We start from the raw sequence: 17,616 nt of genomic DNA on the forward strand, positions 1-17,616 counted from the left end.
GCCGTCCCGCGTGTCAGTGCGACAGGGCGGCGATCAGGTACTGATCCGCTCCGGGGCTTCCCTGTTCAAGGCGAGGGATCGAGATGCCGGCCACTGTCCATCGGAGATGAGCGAGCCCACCCGGCGTGTGAGGGGAGAGGAGGCCGTCCCACATCTGACGCAGCCGCGTCGACGCTCTGACCTGGGCAACCACGGTCCAGGTGCACGCAGAGAGCAGTTAGAGTGCACTGACGGACAAATATTCACCAGCACATCGCCTCCCCCTGCAGTCGCTGCACAGCCATCGGGCCGGTGGGACTTCGGCAACGCGACGCAGGGTGACCGGGAGACTGCGGCCCGGAGTGGAGCGCGGTCACCTGTCGGCACGGACGGAGTCCGGGTTCGGCGGACGAGTGCAGGAGGATTGGGTCGTAAATGGCAGGAGCAGGCGGTCCGCTGTCCCGTAGCGGTCTGCGCGGCCGGGAGACCGAACTCGTAGAGCTCGAGGCGCTGATCGCCTCCGTGGCCCGCACCGGGAGCGGCGGGTTGGCCCTCATCCAGGGCGAACCGGGCATCGGCAAGACCACGCTGCTCGCCGAAGTGGTCTCCAAGGCCGTCACAGCGGGATTCTCGGTCGGCGTCGGCAAAGCGGACGAGCTGCATCACGTCGTGCCGCTCTCGTCGTTGGCGGCCTGCGTCCTGCACGGCGATCAGCCACTGCTGACCGGCGACGACTTCGCCGAACTGGCCCGCAACCACGATCAGCGGATCTGGCTGGTGGAGCGCCTGGCAGAGGCCATCGAAACCAGGGCCGGCAGCGTGCCGGTACTGATCAGCCTGGACGACGTGCAGTGGGCCGACTCGCTGAGCCGTTTCGCCCTGCAACAGCTGCCGACACGCCTGCGTACGTCGCCGGTGCTGTGGGTGCTGACCGGTCGACGGGAACCCGCGGGCCCGGCGGAGGAGATCGTCGCGGCCGCGGCCGCGGCCGTCCTGCCGACGGTCACCGTCTCCTTGGGCCCCCTGTCCGGTGCGGACATCGCTCAACTGGCCGGTGACACTCTCGGCACCGCCGTGGACGCACGCGTGCGGGAACTGCTCGACGGAGCGGGCGGTAACCCGTTTCTCGCTGTCGAGATGCTCACGGGGCTGCGGACCGCGGAGACCTCGATGGACCCCGTGACCCCGGGGCTCGTGGTGGGTGTGCGCGGCAGACTCAGGTCCCTGCGGCCCGACACCCTGCGCTTCCTTCAGATGGGAGCGGTACTGGGACGCCGGTTCGCCTTCCACGACGCTGCCGCGCTCTGCGGCCGGTCGGCCGCCACACTGATCGCGGCACTCGAGGAAGCCGTGTGCGCCGGACTCCTGGACGACGACGGTGATCATCTGGTCTTCCGGCACGATCTGCTGCGCCAGGCGGTCTACGTCGACATCCCGCCGTCAGCCCGAAAGGCTCTGCACCGGGAGGCTGCCCGCAACATCGTCGCCGCGGGCCACCAGCCGATCGACGCGGTGCCGCACATCCTCAGGGGAGCTCTGCCCGGGGACGAGGAAGCCGTGGTGCTGCTGCAGCAAGCGGCCGACGCCGTGCTGCCGGTCACGCCTGGCCTCGCGGCCGACCTGATGACGCGCGCACTGGAGCTTGTGCCGTCAGCACATCCGCTGCGGTTCGCAGTGGGTGAGCAGGCGATCCTCTGCCTGACACGGGCGGGCCGGAACGGAGAAGCTCTGAGCACGGGCGACCGGCTATTGGCCGGCCGGCCACCGCTGGAAGCCTTCAGCCGACTGCAGGCCGCCCTGGGCAGCACGCTCTGGAACATGGACCGCACCGGCGAACTGCGCCGCCGGGTCGAAGCCGCTCTTGCCACGGGGGGCGCCGCCCCGGAGATCGGGGCGAGGCTGGCCGGCCTACGTACTCTGGCCATGTCCCGGGAGCATGATCTGGTCGCGGCGCGTGAAGTCGGCGAGGCCGCGCTGCGTGCGGTCACCGCCATCGGTGACCGGGAGGCGACCACCCTGGCCCTCTCCGGGCTCGGAGAGATTGCGCAGAACGCCGGGGAGAACGCGGTCGCGCTGGAACGCTTCGCCGCTCTCAGCGCCATCGATTCCGTTTTCCTCCCCGAAGAGATCGTCGCGCACCTGCACGTCGACGACTTCGCATCCGCTGAACGGCTGATCCGGCAAGCGACGGACGCCGGGGCGAGCCGTCAGGCAATGCTGCTCTGGGCCCAGGGTCAGTACGATCTGGGACTGGGCCGGCTCGATGACGTCGACGCCGACTTCGTGACCATGGAGCGCCTGGAGGACGAGGTGCGGGTATCCGTCCAGCAGGTGAACGGCCGTGTGATCCGTTCCCGGACGGCACTGCTGCGCGGTGACCGGGAAGGGGCGCGGGAACACCTGGTGGCGGCGCGGGAACGGCTGGCGGCCAAACCGAGCCCGGGCAGCACAGCTGCGGTGCGCTTCCTGGAGGCGGTCCACGCCGGGGCCGACGGGGACGTCGGCCTCGCCGTCGAAAAAATCCGCCAAGTGCAGCGAGAAGGTCCCTTCATGCGCTGGCGGCTGCTGCGCGACTGGGTCGATTCCGCGATACGTATGGCTCTGCGAGGCGGGGAGCACGAGCTCGCCGAGCACCTGGCCGAACAGGCCAGGGCCCACGCTGAGCGCAACCCCGCTGTGCCGACCGCCACCGGCATCGCGGCGCAAGCCACCGGGCTGGTGAAGGGCAGTGTGGCTGAGCTCGAGCGTTCCGTGGAACTGCTCAGCGCAGGTCCTCGTCCGCTGGTCCGGGCCGCCGCATACGCGGATCTCGGACAGGCGCTCCTGACAGCAGGCCGGAGACGTCAGGCGGTGAGCGCGCTGACGAACGCCCGTGACGAGTTCGCCGAGACAGGTGCTCACGCCGAAGCGGCGCACGCGCAGCATGCTCTGCGAGGCGCGGGGGAGGGCGGTCGCCAGGCAGCGACCACTGAGCGCCCCGTAGCGGGATGGGGGGCACTGACGCTCTCGGAGGAGAAGATCGCGCGCCTCGTCGCCGAGGGGCACACCAACCGGTCGGCCGCGGACCTGCTCGTGGTCTCCCCCCACACGGTCAACACCCACCTGACGTCCGTCTTCCGCAAGCTGTCGATCAACTCCCGGGTGCAGCTCGCCAACCTGGTCATGGCCCTGCCCGACGACTGAGGGGACGCGTTGGTACGTTCACGCGATGCCTGCCACACCTGGGCACGCTTGGCTGGGACGTTCCCCCACTCAGTCGGAGGTCACCGGCATGCACGCGTCCAGCTCTGCACCGCCGACCATCGTGTTTGTGCACGGTGCGTTCTCGGATGCCTCGTCGTGGGCGGCGGTCATCAGGCTCCTTCAGGCCGCCGGACTGACCGTGTGCGCCCCGGCGAACCCGTTGCGGGGTCTGGCACATGACGCCGCGTACATCGGGAGTGTGGTGCGTGCCATCGACACCCCCGTCGTGCTGGTCGGTCACGACTACGGTGGCTCGGTCATCACACAGGCCGCCGCTGATGCCGACAACGTCGTGGCGCTGTGCTTCGTCGCGGCGTTCAGCCTCGACGCGGGCGAATGCGTTCTGGACATCACGAACCGCTTCGCCCCTGCTCCGGTGGCCGACGCGACCTTCACCGCAGTTGTCCCCACTCTGATGTGGGGCGGCCCGGACAACGAGCTGTACATCCGTCGGGAACGATTCCCGCAGGTGTATGCCGCCGACCTTCCACCCAGCCTCGGAAAGGTGCTTTCGGTGGCGCAACGCCCGATCGCCTGCAACGCGCTGACCAGCAGATCGGGCGCGCCGGTGTGGGCTTCGAAACCGTCCTGGTACGCCATCGCGACCGCCGACCGGATACTCAACCCCGCTGCTCAGCGTTTCATGGCGCAACGCATGGCGGCCACCGAGCACGTGCTGGACGCTTCTCACGCCGTCGCGCTGTCGCAGCCCTACGCCGTGGCAGCGATGATCCGCGAAGCGGCCGGGCAGGGACAGCAACCGTAGCGGCGACGAGCGCACGCGACAGGGCCTTTGGGTGGCTGGGCACTCTCCCGGCGGCCTCCCGGCAGGGGCCTGCCCCTGATGCGTAGAATTTGTTCGAACGGAAGACGATATCCAGGCCATTCACACGGCCTCCTGGAGTCCGCCGGTCCGCGACACACACCTCCGCCACAGACATCACTCAGTAGGGCATCAGCATGCTTTCACCAGGCCGACGACCGGCGCGGCGCATGGTCGCCCGCTGGACCGGCACCATGGCGCTGGCACTGGCCATCACCGGGTGTGCCGATGGAACCGGTGGCGGATCCGGCACCGGCAAGGTCGACTCCATCACCGTGCTCGACTACTACACCGACGAGTCCGAGCACACCCAGTGGAGCGAGATGCTCACCGCTTGTGGCAAGACCGCCGGTGTCAGGGTCGAGCACGCGAGCGTTCCACCGGCGTCGCTCGTCCCCAGGGTCCTGCGACAGGCATCGTCACGGACCCTCCCCGATCTGTTGATGCTGGACAACGCCGACCTGCAGCAGATGGCGCAGACCGGCGCACTGACTCCGCTGGACCGGTACGGCATCGACACCAGCGGCTTTGCCGAGGGCATCCTGTCTGCGGGCACGTACCGGGGAAAGGTCTACGGGCTGGCCCCCTACGTGAGCACGGTCGCCCTGTTCTACAACAAGGACATGCTCGCCGAGGCCGGCGTCGTCGTACCCAGGACCTGGGACGAACTGAAGGACGCGGCGGCCGAGCTGACCGGTCCGGGGCGTTACGGCATGGCGGTCGACGCGAGCGCCACTTTCGAGAGCAGTTGGCAGTTCCTGCCCTTCCTGTGGTCCAACGGAGGACATGAGAAGCAGTTGGACACCCCGCAGGCCGTCCAGGCGCTCCAACTGTGGGTGGACCTCGTGAAGAGCGGATCCATGTCGAAGTCGGTGCTGAACTGGACGCAGGCCGACGTCCACGATCAGTTCGCCGCCAGAAGGACGGCCATGATGATCAACGGCCCCTGGCGGATCCCGGCCCTGAACGAGGACGAGAACCTGCGCTGGGGAGTGGCCTCCGTGCCCGTCCCGCGGGCGGGACAGACCCCGGTCACGCCACTCGGCGGCGAGGTGTGGACGGTCCCGCGGACTTCTTCCGAGGCCCGGCAGGAGAAGGCCGCCCAGGTCCTCGCCTGCCTGAACGACTCCTCGAACATGCTCACCCTGGCCGAGCAGCACTTCACCGTGCCCTCCCGCGCCGCGGTAGCCGCCCGGTACGCCGAGCGGAACCCGTCCATGACCGTCTTCGCCGAGAGCGTGGAAACGACGCGCGTCCGGACCGGCGAACTCGGCGTCAGGTGGCCCAAGGCGGCGACCGGCATATACACCGCCATCCAGTCAGCGGTGGCCGGGGAGCAGACACCGAAGGAAGCCCTCAGGGACGCGCAGCAGATCGCGACCAGCGACTGAGCCGTCCCCCCCGCTTCCCCTCCGGGAGCACGGTCATGGCGTCCGCGCCTGCCGGCCTGCTGCTCGTCCTCTCTCGGCGCTTCGTCACCGCCGGCTCCACCGCCACCGTCGGAGCCATCAGGTGAGGAGCGGCCCTTTCCCACTCCTACGTCGCTGATCTAGCGGGTTCACGCGATGTGCCGCCCCAGGGCCGGCTGGCACGGTGTTGCAGTAGGCACACACCAGCCGAAGGGCAAGACCATGGCGCCGTACGTCCGGGAGGGAAGCGCACCGGGCAGCTTCCACACCACTGATTCACTGCCCACTCAACACAGACGGGCCTACTGGCGCGAGGCCCTGTCCCAGACTTTCGGTGCCGTGAACATGACCGTCCCCGCCGAGGTGTGCTCCGGAACGATCCGCGCAACGCCGCTCGGCCGGCTCCAGGCCGTCACGGTCGACGGCGACTGCCTCTCCGCCGTGCGCACGCGCCAACTCGTCGGCCGGGACGACCAGGACGAGTACGTCGTCGTCAAGCTGCTGGAAAAAGGAGTGGCCCGCCTGGAACAGGATGGCCGTGAAGCACTCCTCAGCGCCGGGGACATCTTCGTCTACGACATGGCGCGTCCCCTCCAACTGCATCTTCCCCAGCCCTTCCGAACCAAGTCCCTCGTTCTGCCGAGAGACGTCCTGGGCCTGGGTGAGTCCGAGATGGCGCACGTCACGGCCTGCCCGCTCGGCCCCGACACCTCCCTCGGCAGCCTGCTCTCGCCCTTTCTGGCCGGGCTCGTGGACGGCGCCGGCAACCACCAGCCCCGCACCAGCGAGCTGATGGCCCGCAACATCGTGGACCTGCTCGGTGTGCTGGCCGACGAGGTCCGCGGACGGCCGGCGGCGGAAACTTCCGGCGGGAGCCGGGCACTGCTGCTACGGATCCAGGCATTCATCGACCGTCATCTCGCGGACCCCGATCTGACCCCGCAGACGATCGCCCGGGCCCATCACATATCCCTGCGCTATCTGCACAAGCTGTTCGAGAATGAGGACGCCACGGTCGGCCGGTGGACCCAGCGGCGTCGTCTGGAGGAGTGCCGACGCGATCTGGGACTCCACGGAAACGCCACGATCGCCGCGGTCGCACACCGATGGGGTTTCACCAGTGCCGCCCATTTCAGTCGGGTGTTCCGGGCCACCTACGGAATGACCCCCCGTGAGTGGCGCGGTACCCGGCACGGCAGGTCAGGCCATTCGCACGACTCACCGATTCCTGAATCCGACGCGCGCTTCTCTCTCCTGCCGTGATCCGTCCAGCCTGCGAGGAGGGTGCCGACAGCCGATACCGCCGCTCATGCGGACACGAGACAGGCAGTGCTTCCCTGGGCAATGCTCCGTGCGTTCCTCGACAAGCTCTCCGGTTACCGGATCCTAGGGTGAAGGTAAGAAATTACACCTCTGTACTATTTCAAGGACCATTATGGATAAGCGCCCCAGTGCGGTCACGCGCGCAGTGACGGCACACGTCAGTGCCCTGCAGGGGCCGCCGTTGCCGTTGCCGGCGGAGTTGCATTACGAGATCACTGACCCCTACGCCGTCCGGATTTCCCTTGGTGCGTCGATTGGGCCGCTCGTCACGTGGGTCTTTGCCCGTGAATTGCTGGCCCAGGGATTGAGGCGCCCTACCGGTATCGGTGATGTAGTGGTGATTCCCAAGTACTGCCACCATTCGCACACCATACGCATCGTTCTGAGAAACTCGTCCGGCGTGGCGCTGGTCGAGATGGGGGCTACGGAGGTGGCTGCATTCGTTCAGCAGTCCTTCGATGTGGTGCCTGCCGGGGCGGAACGTGATCATCTGAATCTTGACGATCTGATTACCGCGCTCGTGGGAAGAAGCGGTGACAGTACGTCTCACCGCTCCGACGAACACCTTGCCTGAGGTCTTCTGCCTGGTTCCGCCGAACGACAGGTTCCGCTGCACGGCAGGAGCCCACCGGTGCACGGATGTCCGGCACCGGAGCGAACGTCCGCGGGGGACGCCGGGCGCAGTGCGCTGACGGGCACTGGCGCGTGCACTGCCGGGCAAGGCGATGCCGTAACGCCGTTTAGCGTCGTTCGGGTACGTACAGCACAGCACAGCAACACAGGAGGCGGATCATGACCACAAGCTCCGAATACGTGAGCGGCAGCCAGCCGTGGCTGCACCAGAAGGGCAAGGTGATCCAGGACTTCGGGACCGTCAAGCAGTTCCCGCTGGGTCTGTCGTACGAAGCCCGGATGTACTCGTGCCAGCGCCTGAACAAGGCTCTGGCGGACACGCAGATCCTCTACGGTCTCTACAAGAAGCACCACTGGCTGATGCGCGGCGCGACCTTCTACCAACTGCACCTGGTGCTGGACAAGCACGCGGCCGAGCAGCTGGAACTGGTCGACACCATCGCCGAACGCGTCCAGTCCCTCGGGGGTGTTGCCGTGGGCGATCCCCGGCACGTAGCGGAGATCACGTCCATCCCACGGCCCCCGGACGGCGTGGAGGAGGTGCCGGCGATGCTGTCCCGGCTGCTGGAGGCGCACGAGGCCATCCTCATCGACGCCCATGACGCCGCCGCACGTACGGCCGCGCTGGGAGACGATGGCACCAACGACCTGCTCGTCTCACAGGTGATCAGGACCGGCGAGCTCCAGTCCTGGTTCCTGGCCGAACACCTGGTCGACACACCCCTCGTCCGCTCCTGAACCAGGTCTGCTTCTCCTGGTCGCTTCGTCGCCCGGCCGTGAGACCACGTCAGAGGATGGAAGCCGAAGCCGCCTCTTGTAGGTGGGCGCGGCCGCCCCCTTCCCGGAGTGGCAGGTGATCAGCGTGGCATCGTCGTCCCGGCCCAGGCCGGGCAGTTCCTGTCGGCCGGCTTCCGCCGGCTTCCGCCGACGGTGAGCCGCAGCGGGTCCCGGACGCCCGCAGCCAGGTCACCTCGCGTGCCGGGGCGCGGGCAGAGCGCAGGCCGGCCAGTACGCGTTCGTCGACGCCGGCCAACAGGCGCCGGGTAGTCGGTGTCGAAGCGACCGGGCCGAACACCCCGCCCTGGTCGCGTAGGAGGGCCGGATCCGTGACGGTCCCGCCGCCGTCAGCGGGCATCACCGCGAGGTCGGTCGCGATCCGGCCCGGGGCATGGCCGTGCCGCGTGGCCGAAGCGGTCTGAACACGGTGGAGTGCGCGCGCTGGTCAGCCCGGTGACATCGGCGAGACAGCCAGCAACGGTGCCCGGGCATGCCCGACCACCCCCGCATCTTCGGCGGGGAGATGGAGCCCGGGACGAGAACGGGCCTGGGGGAGTCAGGCTCGATGACCGCTCCAGCGGAACAAGTCTTGTTCCTCGATCACCAGGTCCCAGGGGCGGACATGGCATGCAGCAGGCCGTTCCCACAGGGCGTAGATCTTGCTGGTGATGGCGCTGCTGCTCTTCGACGATCGCGTCCCGCTGCTCGCCGGTCGGAGGTTCTCCCTTCCGGCGCACGGGACGCTCAAGCAGCCACATGAGGTGAGCGGCCACCCCTGACGCGTGCGCCGGAGTTCGCCCTACGTGAGGAGGGCGAAACGGAGTCCGATCTCGTGGAGCATGTTGTCGACGATGCCGTGAAACTCCTGCAGCTGGCGGAGCGAGGAGTCGAGCACTTCTTCCAGGAGTTCCTCGATGACACGCTCGTCGTCACCCGCGTGCGGCTGCAGATCCGCAAGGGCCCCCTGCCTCTGTTCCGCCACCAACCTTCGGAGATCGGCCAAGAGATCGGCCAAGGCCGTGATGAGGATGGTGGCGGCCGCGTCACTGTCGATGGCGGCGAGTCCGTCGGCTTCGAGCGCAGTGAGGGCGGTGTTCGTAAGCCCTCATTGCTGGTTCAAAGTCGCAGAAAGTCCCAGGGACGCCGTCACACCCCGCTCAACCTCGCATTCGCGCCGGTCGGGAGGGGTGTGACGACGCCATGAGTGTGCGGTGCCCCTGGGCTCAGCCGAAGCTCACGTCGCTGCACCACATGTAGGCCTGGTCGAGGTGCGAGGCCTGCCAGATCACGAACACGATGTGGTGTCCGGTGTAGCCGGAGGTCTGGACGGGGAACGTGATGTCCTGCGCCGGCGCGTAACGGCCGGTCTGCGTGATGAAGTCGAGGTTGCCCCAGCCCAGGGTCTGGGTCTTGGGGTCGAAGCCCTGCTTGCTCACATAGACCTTGAAGTAGTCGGCACCGTGGGACGCCTGGTCGCGCAGGTGCACCGAGAAGTCGTTGCCGACCGTGGTGGTCTTCCAGGCCCCGGGCTTGTCCAGGCTGGCGTTCCGGGACAGGTTGTTGCTGCAGAGCGTCCCGTCGGGGGTCTTCGCCTGGAACTGGCCGCCGAGGCCGTCGCGCAGAGCGCTCATCCAATTCCACATGGTGTCGTTGTTGGCCTGCCAGGCCTGCCAGCACATGGGGTCCTGCGTCTGCATGGCCGGGTCCATGTGGTGGCTGCCCCACGTTTCCCAGCACTGGTACGCGCGGGTGGCGGGGCCGACGATCGTGCCGTGGGCCTGAGCGGGGGTCGACCAGGCCAGCGCGCCGGCGACGACGGCGAACAGCATGACGAGTGCCTGGACGGGCCGGCGGAGGTGCGACCTCGAACGCCCGGTTAACGGAATCTTGTGATGCATGTGGGGGGAACTCCTTTCAGTGGCCAAACTGCTATGGGAGCGCTCCCAACGGTACAACTCTCGCGTGAAGTGTCAATGAAACAAACCAAGTTGATTATGCGGCGGGCGGGTCGGCGGGGGATGGGCCGTGATCCGGAAGGCCGTCCTCACATCGTGTCGGGAGCGAGACCGGCTTGCCGTGACACCCCGCGGGTTTGCCCTCTTGCGGATCCGGACCGACAGGGGAGACTGCCTTCACTCCCCGGTCCACTCTGTCTCCGGCGGCACCACGCCGAAGAGGCCCGAGCGGCCCCGGGCAGATCGGTCCACCGTCACTCCTCCCGGGACGAGGTCTCATGAACCGGAACCGAGCCGCCGTCAACGCCCTTGCCGTGACTCTGTTATCCGTCGGCCTCGCGGGCGGCCCTGCAGCCGTCACCGCCTCTGCCGCAGCCCCCGCCTCCGCCTTCGCCACCGAGGCGAAGGCGCGCGTCGGTGGCGACTGGGAGACCCAGTCGATCCTCTTCACCGCCGCTGCGGGGCAGACCAACGACCTCAGCATCTACCCGATGTACACCAGCGACGGGATCCGCCGGATCGGCTTCCGGGACGTGGTCCCGCTGGAACCGGGTGAGCACTGTGCGTACTCCAGCGCCGAGGACACCACCGCCGTCGTCTGCGAACTGCCCGCCGACAGCGCACGGCCCGACAGGATCGATGTTTTTCTGGGTGACGGCGACGACACGATCGCCGCCTTCACGCCCGGAATGAACACGGTGAGCGGCGGCGCGGGCGACGACGAACTGCACGCCCACACCGCCCGCACGGTGCTGGGCGACGCGGGAGACGACATGGTCATGGGGCCCGCGACCCTGCACGGTGGCGACGGCATGGATCACCTGATGGGCGACAGCGAGAACCAGCGGATGTGGGGTGGCCGGGGCGACGACATGATCGAGGGCTACGGCGGTGACGACACCGTGTACGCCGGTCCCGGCGACGACCACGTCATGGGCGGGGACGGCCGCGACATCCTGCTCGGCGGCTCCGGCGACGACATGGTGCACGGGGAAGGCGGCGACGACTTCGTCTGTGGCGGCACCGGGAAGGACACCCTCGACGGCGGAGGCGGCCGCGACATCATCCTGCCGTAATCGCCGCCTTTGCACGAAACTTCGTTCCCACTCGTGACCGGATCCACCCGATCGGCGATGGCGTGGCCGGTGAAGGGGAGGGGGCGTTGGGACTCGGATCGGCATCCGTACCCGGCCGACCTACGGAAAGCGTTCAGTGGGCGTCGAGTGGGAGGGCCGCCTCCCGGTGGAGCGAACTCAGGCAGGCGGTCGCCACCCACGCGACCCACATCCAGGTTCTGACTCCGAGGAACGAGGAACTGGAAGGTGAAACCGCAGATTTGCGCGGTCAGATCAAGGAAGTCACCGGGGGGACGGTCCGGCCCACCCGCCCGCTCGATGAGCCCTGACGCCGGTCCACCAGCCCGCACCGACCAGTTACCAGCTTTGTGCGGCCCGCGGCTTGCACTGGACCACCGCACGTGAAGGTAAGCCTTCGCAGGTCAGGCGGCATACTGCGAGGGCGTGTCCCTTGGGCCCAAGGGACACGACACCCCGCCCGTCAGATGTCCCGGAAGATCTCGATCTGCGCCCCCACCGAGTTCAGCCGCTCCGCCAGCTCCTCGTAACCACGGTTGATCACATACACGTTGCGCAGTACCGAGGTTCCCTCGGCCGCCATCATCGCGAGCAGCACCACCACGGCGGGCCGCAGTGCCGGCGGGCACATCATCTCCGCCGCCCGCCAGCGCGTCGGGCCCTCGACCAGCACCCGGTGCGGGTCCAGGAGCTGGAGGCGGCCGCCGAGGCGGTTGAGGTCGGTGAGGTAGATCGCGCGGTTGTCGTAGACCCAGTCGTGGATCAGGGTCTGGCCGTGGGCCGAGGCGGCGATGGCCGCGAAGAACGGCACGTTGTCGATGTTGAGGCCCGGGAACGGCATCGGGTGGATCTTGTCGATGGGCGCCTCCAGCTTGGAGGGCCGGACCGTCAGGTCGACCAGGCGGGTGCGCCCGTTGTCGGCGGCGTACTCCGCCGTGCGGGCGCAGTCGACGCCCATCTCCTCCAGGACCGCGAGCTCGATCTCCAGGAACTCGATCGGCACCCGGCGGATCGTCAGCTCCGACTCCGTCACGACGGCGGCGGCGAGCAGGCTCATCGCCTCGACCGGGTCCTCGGAGGGGGAGTAGTCGACGTCCACGTCGATGTTCGGCACACCGTGGACGGTCAGCGTCGTCGTGCCGACGCCGTCCACCCGTACGCCCAGCGCCTCCAGGAAGAAGCAGAGGTCCTGGACCATGTAGTTGGAGGACGCGTTGCGGATGACGGTGGTGCCGTCGTGCCGGGCGGCGGCCAGCAGCGCGTTCTCGGTCACGGTGTCGCCGCGCTCGGTCAGCACGATGGGGCGGCCGGGGGTGATGGAGTGGTCGACCTGTGCGTGGTAGATGCCCTCGGTCGCGGCGATCTCCAGGCCGAAGCGGCGCAGCGCGATCATGTGCGGCTCGATGGTCCGGGTGCCGAGGTCGCAGCCGCCCGCGTACGGCAGCTTGAACTGGTCCATCCGGTGCAGCAGCGGCCCGAGGAACATGATGATCGACCGGGTCCGGCGGGCCGCGTCCGCGTCGATGGCGTCCATGTCGAGGCGGGCCGGCGGGACGATCTCCAGGTCGGTGCCGTCGTTGATCCACCGGGCCCGCACGCCGATGGAGTTCAGCACCTCCAGGAGGCGGTAGACCTCCTCGATCCTGGCGACCCGGCGGAGCACTGTGCGGCCCTTGTTGAGCAGCGAGGCGCACAGCAGCGCCACGCACGCGTTCTTGCTGGTCTTGACGTCGATGGACCCGGAGAGCCGACGTCCGCCGACCACCCGCAGGTGCATGGGGCCGGCGTAGCCGAGCGACACGATTTCGCTGTCGAGTGCTTCACCGATGCGGGCAATCATCTCAAGGCTGATGTTTTGATTGCCGCGCTCGATGCGGTTCACGGCGCTCTGGCTGGTGGCGAGCGCCTCGGCGAGTTGGCTCTGTGTCCAGCCCCGGTGCTGACGGGCGTCACGGATGAGCTTGCCGATGCGTGCGAGGTAATCATCTGACATGCCGAAAGGCTATCTCAGATATGAGATGGGACTGTTGTGGGGGTGTGGTGTTCGAGTGACGACCGGGGTCGGAGCTGAGGGAAGAGGGCGCGGACCGGCACGGACGCGCTGTCCAGCTCCAGGGTCCGCCCGCCCCATCAGTTCGGCACGTGGAGTGCGTCCATCGGCATCCGGAGCCAGGAGGCATCCGGCAGTCAGCGGTGATCGTGAGAGCGGCAAACGGCGGGCGGTGACATCCGACGGGAAGCGGAGGGAGGGTCTCGTCGCGACGCTTCCCGTCTCCTCGGCGCTGCCCGAACGGAGTTCGGCACGCGGGGAGTTCGGACGGCCGGGCCTTGGCTAATGTGCACGGGTGACCACCGACCTGACCCTGCTGCCACGTGTCGCCTACAGGGGACAGGAACTCACCGCGCCCAGGCTCCGCGGTCTCCTCGCGCTGCTCGCGGGCGACCTGCGCACGGGCTGCAGCAGCGGGCGGCTCGTGGAAGGGCTGTGGCCGGAGGAGCTGCCGGAGCGGCCGGGGAAGGCGGTGCAGGTCCTCGTGTCCAGGGCGCGGTCGCTGCTGGGCGCCGACGTCATCGCCAGCACGCCGACCGGATACCGGCTCGCCCTGGCAGAGGACCGGGTCGACGCCTCCGCGCTGCTGCTGCACGCCGCCGCGAGCGCGGAACGGGCCAGGGCCGGGGACCACGCGGGATCGCTCGCCGCGGCCGAGGCCGGGCTCGCGCTGTGGGAGGGCACGCCGGAACCGGCCGGCGCCACCCACGACCCCGTGGCGGCGCTCCGTGCCGAGCGCGCCCCCGTCCGCGGCGCCCTCGTACGCGCACAGGCCCTCGCGCTCGCGCGTCTCGGAAGGCATGCAGAGGCTGCCGGACCGCTGGCCGCGGCGGCCTCGGAGCGTCCGCGCGACGAGGAGGTACTCGCCGAGCTGCTGCGTGGTGAGGCGGCGACGGCCGGCCCGTCGGCCGCGCTCTCGCGGTACGAGGCCTACCGCGGTGAGCTCCGCGACGAACTCGGCACGGATCCGGGCGCGGGGCTCAAGGCCGTACAGCACGAGTTGCTGCGCGGCGAGGCGCCGGCGGTCAGGTACGGCGTACCGCACGAGCCGAATCCGCTCCTTGGCCGGGACGAGGACATCGCGGCGGTGCAGCGCCTGCTGCGCACCTCCCGAACCGTCACCGTGGCCGGCCCCGGTGGTCTCGGCAAGACCCGGCTCTCGCACGCGGTCAGCCGCGGGGCCGAACAGCGCGTGGTGTACTTCGTGCCGCTCGCCGGCGTCACCGCCGACGCGGATGTGGCCGCGGAAGTGGCCTCCGCGCTCGGTGCGGGCGCCATGAGCGGGCAGGCCGCCGCCGATCCGGTGGCCGGCATCCTCGGAGTGCTCGGCTCCGGGCCCGCGCTCCTCGTCCTCGACAACTGCGAGCAGGTGATCCGGGGTGCCGCCGATCTCGTAGGGGCCCTGGTCTCGTCCTCGAAGGGCCTGCGGGTGCTCGCCACCAGCCGGGCCCCGCTGGGCCTCACCTCGGAGGCGGTCTACGCACTGCCGGAGCTCGGCACCGGCACCTCGGTCGAGCTGTTCACCCAGCGCGCCAGGGCGGCCAGGCCCGGCGTGGAGCTGCTGCCGGACGCGGTGACCGAACTGTGCCGCAACCTCGAAGGACTGCCGCTCGCCGTGGAACTGGCGGCGGCGCGCGTGCGGGTGATGTCGGTGCCGGAGATCGCCCGCCGCCTCGAGGACAGGTTCGCGCTCCTGCGCGGCGGAGCCCGGGACGCCCCCGAGCGCCACCGCACCCTGCACGCGGTGGTCGACTGGAGCTGGAACCTGCTCGCGGAGGACGCCCGGGCAGCGCTGCGTACGCTGTCCGTCTTCCCCGGCGGCTTCTCCGGTGAAGCGGCGGAACACCTCCTCGGCGACGATGCGCTGTTCCTGCTGGAGCAGCTGACCGATCAGTCGCTGCTCACCGTTGCCGACACCCCGGCCGGCGTGCGGTTCCGGATGCTGGAGACCGTACGGGAGTTCAGCGCGGCCCGGCGTACGGAGGCGGGTGAGGACGAGAGAGCCATCGATCAGTTCCTCACCTGGGCACGGGACTTCGGGGTCACGCACCACGACTGGTTCTTCAGCCCCGAACCACGTGCCTCCTGGGAGCGGATCCGGCCCGAGCAGGACAACCTCGTCCTTGCCCTGCGGCACGCCCTGGCCCGCGGGGACGCCCCCGCCCTCGCCGCCCTCACCGCCGTCCTCGCCGCTCTGTGGTCCACCGACTCCGGCTTCCCCCGCCTCGCCGCTCTCGCCGCGGACACCGGGCCACCCCTTTCGCACTACCACCCCGAACCCGCGTACGTCGAAGTCGCCCGCGCCGCCGCTGTGATGTGTACGGCGGGTCTGTTCATGGCCTACGGGCCGGTCGCCGTACGGCAGCTCGTCACCCTCCGGCGGGTGCCCACGGCCCCGCCGGACACACTCCTGCGGGCCATCGCGACCGTGCTGAGCGCGATCCCCGAGATGCTGCCTCCCGACCACGACGCGTTGCGGAGGCTCTGCGACAGCGAGCAGCCGCTGGTCGCCGGCGTCGCCGAGTCCATCGCCACCTATGTATGGGAGTACGAGCACGACATCGGCCGCGCGCTCGTCTCGGCCCGCCGGATACTCACCGAACTGGCCCCGGTCGAGAGTCCCTCCATGCAGCTCATGGGGCACTCCCGGATCAGCGAGCTGTGCTTGCGGACGGGGCGGGGCGAAGAGGCGTACGAGCACCTCAGGGCGACTCTGGAGGTGGTGCCGCGGCTCGGCGACGGGCACGACTACCTCTTCATCCGCACGAGCCTGGTCCTCGCCTGTCTGCACCGCGGCAATCCCGAGGAGGCCGAGTACTGGCTGCGGCAGGCGGAGCGCGACAACGCCCCGCAGCAGGATTCCTTCTACCGGCCCGACCTCGCAGGGCGGGCCGAGATCGCTCTCGCCCGTGGGCTGACGGAGGTCGGCCTCGGCCTGTGGCGTGGTGCGGTGGAGTCGATGTTCCGGGCCGGCTCGGCGCAGGGCGACGACCTCCGGCTCGACCCGTCGGCGCTGCACTTCCAGTCGGCGGCGGCGACGGCGCATGCGCACGCCGGCCGTCTCGGACTGGTCGCGGAGCCCCTCGACCGGCTGCGCACGGGGCTGGGAACCCTGCTCTCCGGTCCGCCCGGCGCGCCCTGGCAGCTCCCGGCGATCGGGACGGTTCTGCATGCCCTGGGCCTGGCGGGGCTCGCCCCGGACGACGACGCTGCCACGGCGGTGCGGATGCTCGCACTGGCCGAACGGCTCGGGGTGATGCGCGACTTCCAGCCGACGATGTCGGCGGACCGGGCCCGGCAGGCGGCCGGGAACGCCGACCGGGCGGCGTACGCCGACGCAGTGTCGGAGTATGCCGCCCTGGAGCGTGACGAGCTGTGGGACGCAGCCCGTGCGCTTACTTCGGGTCTCGGTTGAACTGGGCCATCGACCAGCGGTAGCCGAGGGCGGACAGGCCGATGCACCAGGCGATCGCGATCCACCAGTTGTTGCCGATCTCGGTGCCGAGCAGCAGGCCGCGCAGGGTTTCGATCGCCGGCGTGAAGGGCTGGTACTCGGCGATCGGCCGGAACCAGCCCGGCATCGTGTCGGCCGGGATGAAGGCGCTGGAGATGAGCGGGAGCAGGATCAGCGGCATGGCCATGTTGCCGGCCGCCTCGGCGTTCGGGCTGGCCATGCCCATCCCGACGGCGATCCAGGTGAGCGCCGTGGCGAACAGCGCGAGCAGCCCGACCGCCGCGAGCCACTCCAGGGCCGTGGCGTCGGTGGAGCGGAAGCCGATGGCCACGGCGACCGCCCCGACGAGGAGCAGGCTGGCGAGTACCTGCAGCACACTGCCGACGACGTGCCCGACGATCACCGAGCCGCGGTAGACCGCCATCGTGCGGAAGCGGGCGATGAGGCCCTCGGACATGTCGGTGGAGACGGAGACCGCAGCTCCGATCACGGTGCTTCCGATGGTCATCATCAAGATGCCCGGCACGATGTAGGCGATGTAGTCCGAGCGGTCCGCTCCTCCGATACCCGCGCTCATGACGTCGCCGAAGATGTAGACGAAGAGGAGCAGCATCATGATCGGGGTGAGCAGCAGGTTCAGGGTCATGGACGGGTAGCGCCGGGCGTGCAGGAGGTTCCGGCGCAGCATCGTGGACGAGTCGCGGACGGTGTGGGAGAGGGTGCTCATCGGACTGTCTCCTTGGACTGGTCGGTCTGGCTCGGCACGGTGGAGCCGGTGAGGGCGAAGAACACGTCGTCGAGGTCGGGGGTGTGGACGGTGAGTTCGTCCGCCTCGATGCCGGCGGAGTCGAGCCAGTCGAGGATGGAGCGCAGTTC

At 69.2% G+C, this 17,616-nt stretch carries 12 protein-coding genes and 1 pseudogene; 9 read left to right on the forward strand and 4 right to left on the reverse strand.

Translation table 11 applies throughout. From position 1 onward, the window contains the following. The first annotated feature begins 414 nt into the window (after positions 1 to 414). The 7 genes from ABZ434_RS33710 (at position 415) to ABZ434_RS33740 (ending at position 9,391) form a co-directional block, all read left to right on the forward strand. A complete protein-coding gene (locus ABZ434_RS33710; RefSeq protein WP_359145106.1) occupies positions 415 to 3,162 on the forward strand; it encodes an AAA family ATPase in 2,748 nt (915 codons plus the stop codon). Positions 3,163 to 3,250: 88 nt separating this feature from the next. Further along, entirely contained in the window at positions 3,251 to 3,988 is a 738-nt protein-coding gene (locus ABZ434_RS33715; RefSeq protein WP_359145108.1) for an alpha/beta hydrolase, read from the forward strand. 194 nt (positions 3,989 to 4,182) lie between these two features. Beyond that, positions 4,183 to 5,436: a sugar ABC transporter substrate-binding protein gene (locus ABZ434_RS33720; RefSeq protein WP_359145111.1), complete on the forward strand. Its 1,254-nt coding sequence runs from the start codon at positions 4,183 to 4,185 to the stop codon at positions 5,434 to 5,436. A 240-nt stretch (positions 5,437 to 5,676) separates the two neighbouring features. Beyond that, complete coding sequence (locus tag ABZ434_RS33725) at positions 5,677 to 6,717, forward strand: helix-turn-helix domain-containing protein (RefSeq protein WP_359145114.1); 1,041 nt, start codon at positions 5,677 to 5,679, stop codon at positions 6,715 to 6,717. A gap of 172 nt (positions 6,718 to 6,889) precedes the next feature. Next, on the forward strand, positions 6,890 to 7,351 hold the full coding sequence (locus ABZ434_RS33730; protein WP_359145117.1) for an SsgA family sporulation/cell division regulator: 462 nt from the start codon (positions 6,890 to 6,892) through the stop codon (positions 7,349 to 7,351). A 218-nt stretch (positions 7,352 to 7,569) separates the two neighbouring features. Next, on the forward strand, positions 7,570 to 8,148 hold the full coding sequence (locus tag ABZ434_RS33735; protein WP_359145120.1) for a DNA starvation/stationary phase protection protein: 579 nt from the start codon (positions 7,570 to 7,572) through the stop codon (positions 8,146 to 8,148). An 871-nt stretch (positions 8,149 to 9,019) separates the two neighbouring features. Next, positions 9,020 to 9,391: a hypothetical protein gene (locus ABZ434_RS33740; protein WP_359145123.1), complete on the forward strand. Its 372-nt coding sequence runs from the start codon at positions 9,020 to 9,022 to the stop codon at positions 9,389 to 9,391. 19 nt (positions 9,392 to 9,410) lie between these two features. Here ABZ434_RS33740 and ABZ434_RS33745 read toward each other — a convergent pair whose 3' ends face one another. Beyond that, positions 9,411 to 10,016 (reverse strand): lytic polysaccharide monooxygenase, encoded by a 606-nt coding sequence (locus ABZ434_RS33745; protein ID WP_359145126.1) that lies wholly within the window; start codon positions 10,014 to 10,016, stop codon positions 9,411 to 9,413. Positions 10,017 to 10,420: 404 nt separating this feature from the next. On the opposite strand from ABZ434_RS33745, the gene ABZ434_RS33750 reads away from it, so the two are divergent. After that, positions 10,421 to 11,218 carry a calcium-binding protein gene (locus ABZ434_RS33750; RefSeq protein WP_359145129.1) on the forward strand — a complete coding sequence of 266 codons (798 nt, stop codon included), beginning with the start codon at positions 10,421 to 10,423 and terminating at the stop codon, positions 11,216 to 11,218. Positions 11,219 to 11,699: 481 nt separating this feature from the next. On the opposite strand, the gene ABZ434_RS33755 is transcribed toward ABZ434_RS33750, so the two are convergent. Further along, positions 11,700 to 13,229: a UDP-N-acetylglucosamine 1-carboxyvinyltransferase gene (locus ABZ434_RS33755; RefSeq protein ID WP_359145132.1), complete on the reverse strand. Its 1,530-nt coding sequence runs from the start codon at positions 13,227 to 13,229 to the stop codon at positions 11,700 to 11,702. Positions 13,230 to 13,581: 352 nt separating this feature from the next. Between ABZ434_RS33755 and ABZ434_RS33760 the strand changes: the two genes are divergently transcribed. Next, positions 13,582 to 16,701, forward strand: coding sequence for a BTAD domain-containing putative transcriptional regulator (locus ABZ434_RS33760; protein WP_359145135.1), 3,120 nt, complete (start codon positions 13,582 to 13,584; stop codon positions 16,699 to 16,701). On the opposite strand, the gene ABZ434_RS33765 is transcribed toward ABZ434_RS33760, so the two are convergent. Then, positions 16,682 to 17,467 carry an ABC transporter permease gene (locus ABZ434_RS33765; RefSeq protein ID WP_359145138.1) on the reverse strand — a complete coding sequence of 262 codons (786 nt, stop codon included), beginning with the start codon at positions 17,465 to 17,467 and terminating at the stop codon, positions 16,682 to 16,684. The genes ABZ434_RS33760 and ABZ434_RS33765 overlap by 20 nt on opposite strands. Next, positions 17,464 to 17,616, reverse strand: a pseudogene (locus ABZ434_RS33770) (ABC transporter); the annotation flags it as partial. The pseudogene ABZ434_RS33770 and the gene ABZ434_RS33765, both read right to left, overlap by 4 nt.

Origin of the sequence: Streptomyces sp. NPDC005761, assembly GCF_040630635.1 — a bacterium.
Taxonomy (GTDB): domain Bacteria; phylum Actinomycetota; class Actinomycetes; order Streptomycetales; family Streptomycetaceae; genus Streptomyces.

Excerpts from the sequence above, each read along its gene's own strand:
- ABZ434_RS33710 (WP_359145106.1), top strand. The coding sequence starts at position 415 with ATGGCAGGAGCAGGCGGTCCGCTGTCCCGTAGCGGTCTGCGCGGCCGG.
- ABZ434_RS33715 (WP_359145108.1), top strand. The coding sequence starts at position 3,251 with ATGCACGCGTCCAGCTCTGCACCGCCGACCATCGTGTTTGTGCACGGT.
- ABZ434_RS33720 (WP_359145111.1), top strand. The coding sequence starts at position 4,183 with ATGCTTTCACCAGGCCGACGACCGGCGCGGCGCATGGTCGCCCGCTGG.
- ABZ434_RS33725 (WP_359145114.1), top strand. The coding sequence starts at position 5,677 with ATGGCGCCGTACGTCCGGGAGGGAAGCGCACCGGGCAGCTTCCACACC.
- ABZ434_RS33730 (WP_359145117.1), top strand. The coding sequence starts at position 6,890 with ATGGATAAGCGCCCCAGTGCGGTCACGCGCGCAGTGACGGCACACGTC.
- ABZ434_RS33735 (WP_359145120.1), top strand. The coding sequence starts at position 7,570 with ATGACCACAAGCTCCGAATACGTGAGCGGCAGCCAGCCGTGGCTGCAC.
- ABZ434_RS33745 (WP_359145126.1), bottom strand. The coding sequence starts at position 10,016 with ATGCTGTTCGCCGTCGTCGCCGGCGCGCTGGCCTGGTCGACCCCCGCT.
- ABZ434_RS33750 (WP_359145129.1), top strand. The coding sequence starts at position 10,421 with ATGAACCGGAACCGAGCCGCCGTCAACGCCCTTGCCGTGACTCTGTTA.
- ABZ434_RS33755 (WP_359145132.1), bottom strand. The coding sequence starts at position 13,229 with ATGTCAGATGATTACCTCGCACGCATCGGCAAGCTCATCCGTGACGCC.
- ABZ434_RS33765 (WP_359145138.1), bottom strand. The coding sequence starts at position 17,467 with ATGAGCACCCTCTCCCACACCGTCCGCGACTCGTCCACGATGCTGCGC.